Here is an 8442-nt window from a genome sequence, read left to right as displayed (position 1 = left end):
GGGGATGGGTGAGGCGGAGCGACGGCGACGACGGCTGCGGCATCACGGCGAGGCCGGCACCCCGGCCGACGCCGACAGCAGCGGCGCCGGCGGGACCACCGCCAGCACCGCACCCGTACACGACGACGTGACGCCCCGGCCCACGCGCGGTGGCCGGCCGGGCGAGCCGGAGCCCCGGGCACGCCGCGCCGCCGCGCCCGCCGAGGAGGGCGAGCGCGGGCTGCGCGGGCTGGTCGGCTCCGGCTCGTCGCAGGTGAGCGTGACGGCCGCGCTGCGGGCACGCGACGCGGCCCGCCCCACCGAGGACGACCTGGCCGAGGCCGAACAGCGGGTGGTGCTCATCCGCCGCAACTGGGTGCCGCGCGAGGAGCTGCCCCGCAACGGGCGGTGAGCCCCGACGTGTCCGCTCAGGCGGGCAGCTCGGGCAGGCGGCGGCTCTGCTCGTAGGCGGCCACCTGCTCGATGCGCCGGCTGTGCCGGGGGTTGCCGGAGAACGGCGTGGTCAGGAACGCCTCGACGAGCGCGGTGGCATCGTCCAGCGTGTGCTGCCGGGCGCCGATCGCGATGACGTTGGCGTCGTTGTGCTCGCGCGCGAGCTGGGCGGTGTCGACGTTCCAGGCGAGCGCCGCCCGGACGCCCGCGACCTTGTTCGAGGCGATCTGCTCGCCGTTGCCGGAGCCGCCGATCACCACGCCGAGGCTGCCCGGGTCACCGACCACCCGGTCACCGGTGTGCAGGCAGAACGCCGGGTAGTCGTCGTCCGGGTCGAAGACGTGCGGTCCCACGTCGACCACCTCGTAGCCCTGCTTGGCCAGGTGGTTGGCGAGGTGCACCTTCAACTCGAAACCGGCGTGGTCGGATCCCAGGTAGACGCGCATACCGCGCAGTCTGACAGGCCCGCCTCCGGGCCGGCGCGCGGGCGGCGACCCGGAGGCGGATTCGTCACACGGTCAGTGCGGCAGCTCGGCCACGACCAGGCCGGCCCGCGCCTTCGGGGTGAACCAGGTGCTCTTGCGCGGCATCTTCTCCCGGGCCAGGTTCACCGCGACGAAGTCGTCGACCGTCACCGGCGCGACGAGGACCGCCAGCTCGGCCCGGCCGGCGTCGACCTCACCGACGAGCCAGCTCGCCGGGTAGTCGCCGCCCACGTACGTGATCCGCTTGTCGCCCGGGTCGAGGCCCAGCGCGTCGCGCAGCAACAGGCGCTCGACGAGCGCGTGGTCGAGGTTCTCCAGCCGGCCGGCGCCGACGTGCGGCAGCGTCACCGCGTACCCCCGGCCGCCGAGGTGGAGGTGCACGACGCCGCCGGTCGCCGGGACGTCGACCGGCCCGTCCACCGGGGTGACCTCCGCGCCCGCCGCGCGCAGCCGGTCGAGCAGCTCGTCCGGCGTGGTGGTCAGCTCGCTGACCAGCCGGTTGTAGGGCTGGATGGCGACCGACGCGGGCGTGGTGATCACCGAGAGGAAGCGCGGGAAACCGCCGGTCTGCGCGGCCAGGCTGCGGTGGTTGCCGTCCGCGACCACCAGCTCCCCGCCGCCGGCCAGCGCGGTCAGCTCGTCCTGCGCCGGGCCCGGCCCGAGCAGCCAGATCGCGTGCGTACGGCCGGACTGGTCGACGTCCGTCGCGGCGGGCGCGCCCGCCGCGTCGGTCGCCGCCGCGAGCGCGGCGTGCAGCTCGTCGCCCTTGCCGGTCTGGAGCAGGAGTACGGGCGAGAGCAGGTGACCGAGCGCCTCGGCCAGGGCGACGCGCTCACGCACCTTGGCGATGAACACGTCCTCGTTGCGGATCACCAGGCCCGGCTCGTCGGCGCGGGTGGAGATCTGGTCGGTGTCGACCATGGCCCACAGCCCGTACGCGCTCTCCTCGCCCGGCGCGCTGATCCGGTAGAGCACCACCACCTGCTCGGCCGGCGTGTAGCTGCCGTCCGCCTTCGCCTCGGTCAGGCGCGCCACCGCGTCGGGCAGCGCGTCGAGGAAGGACTTCCCGAGGCTGCCGGGCGCCCGGTGGGGCATCTCGATGCCCAGGGCGCTGTGCGGATTCGCCTCGACGATGGAGGTGATCTCCGCGTCGTCGGCGAACTCGTCGTAGTTCTGCGCGCCGGTGCCGCCAGTGGTGATCCAGGCCCGGGTGATCGGATGCACGACCGTCATGTCCGCTGACGCTACCCGGGCCCCGAACGGCGCCGCCGCCGGACTCACCCGCTTACCACCAGGTGATAGCGACGGGCCCCGGGCGGCTCAGGCGGTGGAGTTGCGGTGCCGGCCCGCGGCGGGGCGGCGCACCGGCGGGGCGGGGCGGGAGCCGGCGTTGAGGCGTACCGTCGTCGCACCGGCGGCGGCGCCGGACCGCGACGGCGCGCGGCCGGGCCGGACGGTCTCGCCCGGCGGTGTCATCCGCGAGGTGGCCACCACCCGGGCCACGCCGACCACGATCGGCGGGGCCAGCAGGTCGGCCACCTCGGCCGGACCGGCCGGCCAGTCGCTCTCGGTCACCGACCAGTACGTCGCACCGGAGTCCTCGGTCGCCTGCTGCGGCGCGTCGTCGGACATGCGGCGGTGCTTGGCCATGGGAACGCCTCCAGGAGCTGCCGTGCTGCGGCCCCGCGGGCCGTCGGCTGGGACACCCGGTGAAACGAGCCCCGCACCGGCCCGGTGACGGGCGGTGCGGGGCCCGGGCGCGTCGCGCCCCGCGCTCAGTTGAAGATCGGACCCTGCTCCCGGGTGCGCTTCAGCTCGTAGAAGCCGGGGGTGCCGGCGACGAGCAGCACGCCGTCCCAGAGGCGGCCGGCCGCCTCGCCCTTCGGCGCCGGGGTGATCACCGGGCCGAAGAAGGCGACCTGACCGCCGTCCGGACCCGGGGCGTGGATCACCGGGGTGCCCACGTCGGTGCCGACCGGCCGCATGCCCGCCTCGTGGCTGGCCCGCAGCGCCTCGTCGTACTGGGTGGACTCGGCCGCGTCGGCGAGCGCCGGGTCCAGGCCCACCTCGGTGAGCGCGCCCACCAGCATGTCCCGGCCCAGGCCCTCCTTGCCGAGGTGGATCCGGGTGCCCATCGCGGTGTAGAGCTTCGCCAGCGCCTCGGCGCCGTGCGCCTGCTCGACGGCGATGCACACCCGCACCGGGCCCCAGCCGTCACGCATCAGGTCCCGGTACTCCTCCGACACCTCCCGGCCGTCGTTCAGCACGGACAGGCTCATCACGTGGAACCGGATGTCCACGTCCCGGACCTGCTCGACCTCCAGCAGCCAACGGGAGGTGATCCACGCCCACGGGCACAGCGGGTCGAACCACATGTCCGCGGTGACACGTTCGGTCACGGTGTTTTCCCTTCACGACATCGTCGCGCCGGGGACCCGGCGCGGTCACCTCGATCCTCACCCCGTACCCCGTCGCCCGGTACCGGAATGAGAGCGTGACCTCGACCACCGAGAGCGGTCCGTGCATGGAAGACTCGGTTCTCGACGGGCCGTCACGAGCGGCCGGGCAAGACCGGCGCCGCGGGGCGCGGCGAGACGAGTGGGATGGAGACGAACAGTGCCGGGAGTGCGCAACCTGACCCAGGTCGAGGCGACCGAGCGGGCCCGCCTGCTCGAGGTGACCGGGTACGACATCAGCCTTGACCTGTCGACCGCGGTGCAGCCCACCGGTCGCACGTTCCGCTCGGTGACCGAGGTCCGGTTCCGCTGTGCCGAGCCGGGGGCGACCACGTTCATCGAGACAGCCGCCGAATCGGTGCGATCGGCCACGCTCAACGGCGAGCCGGTGGACCTGTCCGGCTGGTCCGCCGAGAAGGGACTCACGCTCAGCGGCCTGGCCGCCGAGAACGTGCTGGTGGTCGACGCCGACTTCGGCTACTCCAACAGCGGGCAGGGCCTGCACCGCACCGTCGACCCGGTGGACGGCGAGACCTACCTCTACAGCCAGTTCGAGACCGCCGACGCGCAGAAGGTCTACGCCTGCTTCGACCAGCCCGACCTGAAGAGCGTCTACACCTGGCACGCCACCGTGCCGGACCACTGGCGGGTCGTGTCGAACATGCCGGTGGAGCGCGAGGAGGCCGCCGGCGAGGGCCTGAAGACGGTGCACTTCACCGTCTCGGAGCGGATGAGCACCTACATCACCGCGCTCTGCGCCGGGCCGTACCACGAGGTGCGCCACACCCACGACGGCATCGACATGGGCTACTTCTGCCGGGCCAGCATGGCCCCGCACATGGACGCCGACGACCTGCACCTGATCACCACGCAGGGCTTCGACTTCTTCCAGGAGAAGTTCGGCGTGCGCTACCCGCTGCCCAAGTACGACCAGCTCTGGGTGCCGGACTTCAACGCCGGCGCGATGGAGAACTTCGGCTGCGTCACGCACGCCGAGTCGCACTACATCTTCCGGTCGCAGGTCACCGACTTCGAGTACGAGCAGCGCGCCAACACGATCCTGCACGAGCTGGCGCACATGTGGTTCGGCGACCTGGTCACCATGCGCTGGTGGAACGACCTGTGGCTCAACGAGTCGTTCGCCGAGTGGGCCAGCCACTGGTGCAACACGCACGCCACCCGCTTCACCGACGCCTGGACCACGTTCCTGTCGATCCGCAAGAACTGGGGTTACCGGCAGGACCAGCTCTCCTCCACCCACCCGGTCTACTGCGAGATGCCGGACCTGGAGGCCGTCGAGGTCAACTTCGACGGCATCACGTACGCCAAGGGCGCGAGCGTGCTCAAGCAGCTCGTCGCGTACGTGGGTGAGGAGCCGTTCCTGGCCGGCCTGCGCGCCTACTTCGGCAAGCACGCCTGGGGCAACGCCACCTTCGACGACCTGCTGTCCGAGCTGGAGTCGGCCTCCGGCCGGGAGCTGCGCAAGTTCGCCGCCCAGTGGCTGGAGACCGCGCAGGTCAACACGTTGCGCCCCGAGGTGACCATCGGCGCCGACGGCACGTACGAGCGGGTGGTGGTCCGGCAGGAGGCGCCGGCCGGCTACCCGACGCTGCGTACCCACCGCATCGGCGTCGGCCTGTACGACCTGACCGACGGCCGGCTGGTGCGCCGCGAGCTGATCGAGACGGACGTGACCGGCGAGCTGACCGAGCTGTCCGAGCTGCACGGCAGGCCCGCCGCCGACGTGCTGCTGCTCAACGACGAGGACCTCACCTACGCCAAGCTGCGGCTGGACGAGCGGTCGATGGCCACTGTGGTGCAGCACATCGCCGGCTTCGACTCGTCGCTGGCCCGGGCGCTGTGCTGGACCGCCGCCTGGGACATGACCCGTGACGCCGAGCTGTCGGCCCGCGACTACGTGGCGCTGGTGCTGGCCGGGCTGACCGCGGAGACCGACATCAACCTGGTCACGGCCACGCTTCGGCAGGCGACCACCGCGCTCACGTTCTACGCCGACCCGGAGTGGGCGCCGACCGGCTGGGCCGACCTGTCCCGTACCGCCCGGACCGCGCTCGCCGCGGCCGAGCCGGGCAGCGGCTTCCAGCTCGCCTGGGCCCGCGCGTACGCCTCGTCGGCCCGCTCCGGCGAGGACCTGGCCACGCTGCGCGGCTGGCTGGACGGCAACGGCGTGCCGGAGGGGCTGACCGTCGACACGGAGCTGCGCTGGACGGTGCTCCAGTCGCTGGTCGCCAACGGCGCGGCCGGTGCCGCCGACGTGGACGCGGAGCTGGCCGCCGACCGTACGGCCAGCGGCGAGCGGGAGGCCGCGTACGCGCACGCGCTGGTGCCGACCGCCGAGAACAAGGCCGCGGTGTGGGCGCTGCTCACCGGCCCGGACGCGCTGCCCAACTGGCGCAACCGGGCGCTGTTGCAGGGCTTCACCCACCCGGCGCAGGTTGAGCTGACCGCGCCCTACCGGGAGCGGTACTTCGCCACCGTGGACCAGGTGTGGGCGCAGCGCGACAGCGAGCCGGCGCAGGAGTTCGTGCAGCTCGCGTACCCGGCGTACCTGGTCGAGGAGGACACCGTCGCGGCCACCGACGCGTGGCTGGCCCAGGACGGCCGGCCGGCGTCGCTGCGCCGGCTGGTGGCCGAGGGCCGCGACGGCGTGGTCCGCGCGCTGAAGGCCCGGGAGCGGGACGCCCGCAGCGCGTGAGTGAGGCATGCCGGCCCCGGCCGCCGTCGTGGGCCCTGCGCCGCCGGCGAACGAGAAAGCCCGGCCCGCGTGAGCGCGGGCCGGGCTTCGTCGTGTGTGCGGGCGGATCAGCCCTTGCCGGCGTGGCTGGCGAGCTGGTCGAGGCCCTGGATGATGCCGCCGGCCAGGTCGCCGCCGCCGAAGGAGGCCACCATGGAGAGCGCGGCCAGCTTGGCGTACGTGTCCGGGATGCGCTTACGCGCGTACTTGCCGGTGACGATCTCCAGCTGCCGCTGGTTGGGCGACACCGCGATCAGCACCGAGCGGTCCGGGTCGGCGAGCTGGCGGTGCAGCCGCTCGGCGTGCTCCCGGATCGGCTCGTCGAGGCCGCCGACGTAGACCGAGAAGACCAGGCCGGTGCCCTGGTCGGCGAGGCGCAGCGCCTCGTCGATGCGGAGCAGCTGACGGGTCGAGAACGGTCCGTCCAGCACGTCGGGCGGGGTGCCCGTCCCCGTCGTGGGCCGCGCTTCACCAACGGTCACTTGCGCCTCCGGTTCCACCGGCCGGCGCCTCCCGGCCGGCCTGCTCCTGCTTGCGGCTGGTCAACGCCGGCGCCTGCGCCCCGGCGGCCAGCGCCGTGCCGGCCGAGTCGGCCAGCTGCTCCGGACGGCCCAGGAACCAGACCGGAGTGAAGTCGAAGGGCCGGCCCGGCCGGTAGCGCTTCGCGCCGCCACCGTTGCCGCGGTTGCCGACGGCCGCCAGGGCGGCGATCAGCAGCACCGCGGCGGCCGGGATGCCGACGAAGACCACCAACGTCTCGGTAACAGACAATCCCAACGCCCCCAGGCGGAAAGAGAGACCAGGAATGGTGCGGGTCGGCCGGTCAGGACCGGTCGCGTCCCACGTCACTTGTGATGTTCACGTTAGCGGAGTCGGCGGCCCGCCAGATTGCGGGGTGCTGATCCCATCCGTCACTCCGGTGCTCCAGCTGCGCGGCAGTGGCGAGCAGTGTCGCGTCGTCGCCGTACCGGCCGGTGAGCAGCACCCCGACCGGTAGCCCGTCGGCGGTCCGTCCGACCGGCAGCGAAACGGACGGATCGCCCGTCACGTTGAAGACCGCGCAGTACGGCGAGAAGCGCCGCTGCCGGTCGAAGTCCTCGGCCGGTTCGAGGGCGGTGAACGCGCCCACCGGCGCCTGCGGGGTCGCGAGCGTCGGGCAGAGCAGCAGGTCACAACCGGCGGTACGGCGTACGCCACGGCGTACCTGCGCCTGGAGTTCGCCGAGCGCGGCCATCAGCCGGGCCGCGCCGAGCGCCTCGCCGCGCTCGCGCAGGAACCGGGTCAGCGGCAGCAGGTCGCCCTCGCGCCCGGCCGGGACCGGGGTGACCGCCAGCGCGTACCAGACGGTCTCGAACAGCGGCCACGCCTCGTGGCCGAGCGGCGCGGGGACGTCGACCACCTCGTGGCCGGCGTCGGTGAGCAGCGCGGCGGCCCGGTCGACGGCGGCGACGCAGTCCGGGTGGACCGGTTCGTCGGCGAGCATCGGCGTGGTGAAGCGGCCGACGCGCAGCCGGCCGGGGCCGGTGGCGTGGGCGGCGCGGGTGACGCCGAGGTACCCGCCGGCGGGCGCGGCCGGCGGCAGGTACGGTTCGCCGGGCACCGGGCGGGCGAGCACGTCGAGCAGCGCGGCCACGTCGGCGACGGTACGGCCGATCGGCCCGTTCACCGGCAGCCCGAAGCCGCCGAAGCCGAGCGGCCCGCCGGAGACCATGCCCCGGCTCGGCTTGTAGCCGACCAGGCCGCAGAGCGCGGCCGGGATACGCAGCGAGCCGCTGCCGTCGGAGCCCTGCGCCACCGGCACGAGCCCGGCGGCGACCGCCGCCGCCGCGCCGCCGCTTGACCCGCCCGCGGTGTACGCGAGATCCCACGGGTTGCGGGCCGGCGGTGCCACCAGCCCCTCGGAGTAGAGCGAGCAGCCGAGTTCGGAGGTGGTGGTCTTGCCGAGGCTGACCAGGCCGGCGTCGGCCAGGAGGCGCACCACGTCGGCGTCGACCGGCGGGACGAAGTCGGCGAAGGCGGCCGAGCCGAAGGTGGTCCGCACCCCGGCGGTGAGCGTGAGGTCCTTGATCGCGGTCGGCACCCCGTGCAGCGGGCCGCGTTCCTCGGCCGCGAGCGCGTCGGCGGCACGGGCGGCGGTCCGGGCCCGGTCGGCGGTGACCGTGACGAAAGCGCCGACGGTGTCGCCGAGCGCTTCGACCCGGCGCAGGTGGTGCTCGACCAGTTCCAGGCTGGACAGCTCGCCCCGGCGGATCGCGGCGGCCTGTTCCAGCGCGGTCAGGTCGTGCGGCTCGGCCATGCCGTCCATCCTGCCGGT

9 protein-coding genes are annotated in these 8442 nt (G+C 73.8%); 2 read left to right on the top strand and 7 right to left on the bottom strand.

All coding sequences use genetic code 11. The features are described from left to right. The first annotated feature begins 4 nt into the window (after positions 1–4). A complete protein-coding gene (locus F8279_RS16590) occupies positions 5–391 on the top strand; it encodes a hypothetical protein (protein WP_091423167.1) in 387 nt (128 codons plus the stop codon). A gap of 16 nt (positions 392–407) precedes the next feature. Here F8279_RS16590 and F8279_RS16585 read toward each other — a convergent pair whose 3' ends face one another. The 4 genes from F8279_RS16585 to F8279_RS16570 form a co-directional block, all read right to left on the bottom strand. Further along, complete coding sequence (locus F8279_RS16585; RefSeq protein WP_091423165.1) at positions 408–878, bottom strand: ribose-5-phosphate isomerase; 471 nt, start codon at positions 876–878, stop codon at positions 408–410. A 72-nt stretch (positions 879–950) separates the two neighbouring features. Beyond that, entirely contained in the window at positions 951–2150 is a 1200-nt protein-coding gene (locus tag F8279_RS16580; RefSeq protein WP_091423160.1) for a DUF1015 family protein, read from the bottom strand. 87 nt (positions 2151–2237) lie between these two features. Next, on the bottom strand, positions 2238–2549 hold the full coding sequence (locus tag F8279_RS16575) for a hypothetical protein (RefSeq protein ID WP_225853302.1): 312 nt from the start codon (positions 2547–2549) through the stop codon (positions 2238–2240). 143 nt (positions 2550–2692) lie between these two features. Beyond that, complete coding sequence (locus F8279_RS16570) at positions 2693–3316, bottom strand: disulfide bond formation protein DsbA (protein WP_091423154.1); 624 nt, start codon at positions 3314–3316, stop codon at positions 2693–2695. 226 nt (positions 3317–3542) lie between these two features. Here F8279_RS16570 and pepN point away from each other — a divergent pair, with 226 nt between their 5' ends. Continuing rightward, positions 3543–6089 (top strand): aminopeptidase N, encoded by a 2547-nt coding sequence (pepN, locus tag F8279_RS16565; protein WP_192580711.1) that lies wholly within the window; start codon positions 3543–3545, stop codon positions 6087–6089. Between the two features lie 107 nt (positions 6090–6196). Here the strand turns inward: pepN and F8279_RS16560 are convergent, their stop codons facing one another. The 3 genes from F8279_RS16560 to F8279_RS16550 form a co-directional block, all read right to left on the bottom strand. Next, complete coding sequence (locus F8279_RS16560) at positions 6197–6610, bottom strand: DUF5130 family protein (protein ID WP_091423148.1); 414 nt, start codon at positions 6608–6610, stop codon at positions 6197–6199. Next, positions 6597–6881 carry a hypothetical protein gene (locus F8279_RS16555; protein WP_091423144.1) on the bottom strand — a complete coding sequence of 95 codons (285 nt, stop codon included), beginning with the start codon at positions 6879–6881 and terminating at the stop codon, positions 6597–6599. The genes F8279_RS16560 and F8279_RS16555 overlap by 14 nt, the downstream gene beginning before the upstream one ends. A gap of 70 nt (positions 6882–6951) precedes the next feature. Beyond that, the gene (locus F8279_RS16550; protein ID WP_151500425.1) at positions 6952–8424 is read right to left on the bottom strand and encodes an amidase; all 1473 of its coding nucleotides are present in this window, start codon (positions 8422–8424) and stop codon (positions 6952–6954) included. Between the last annotated feature and the right edge of the window lie 18 nt (positions 8425–8442).

Origin of the sequence: Micromonospora sp. AMSO1212t (genome assembly GCF_008868145.1) — a bacterium.
Taxonomy (GTDB): domain Bacteria; phylum Actinomycetota; class Actinomycetes; order Mycobacteriales; family Micromonosporaceae; genus Micromonospora; species Micromonospora tulbaghiae.
This window is presented reverse-complemented; position numbering and strand designations above follow the sequence as displayed.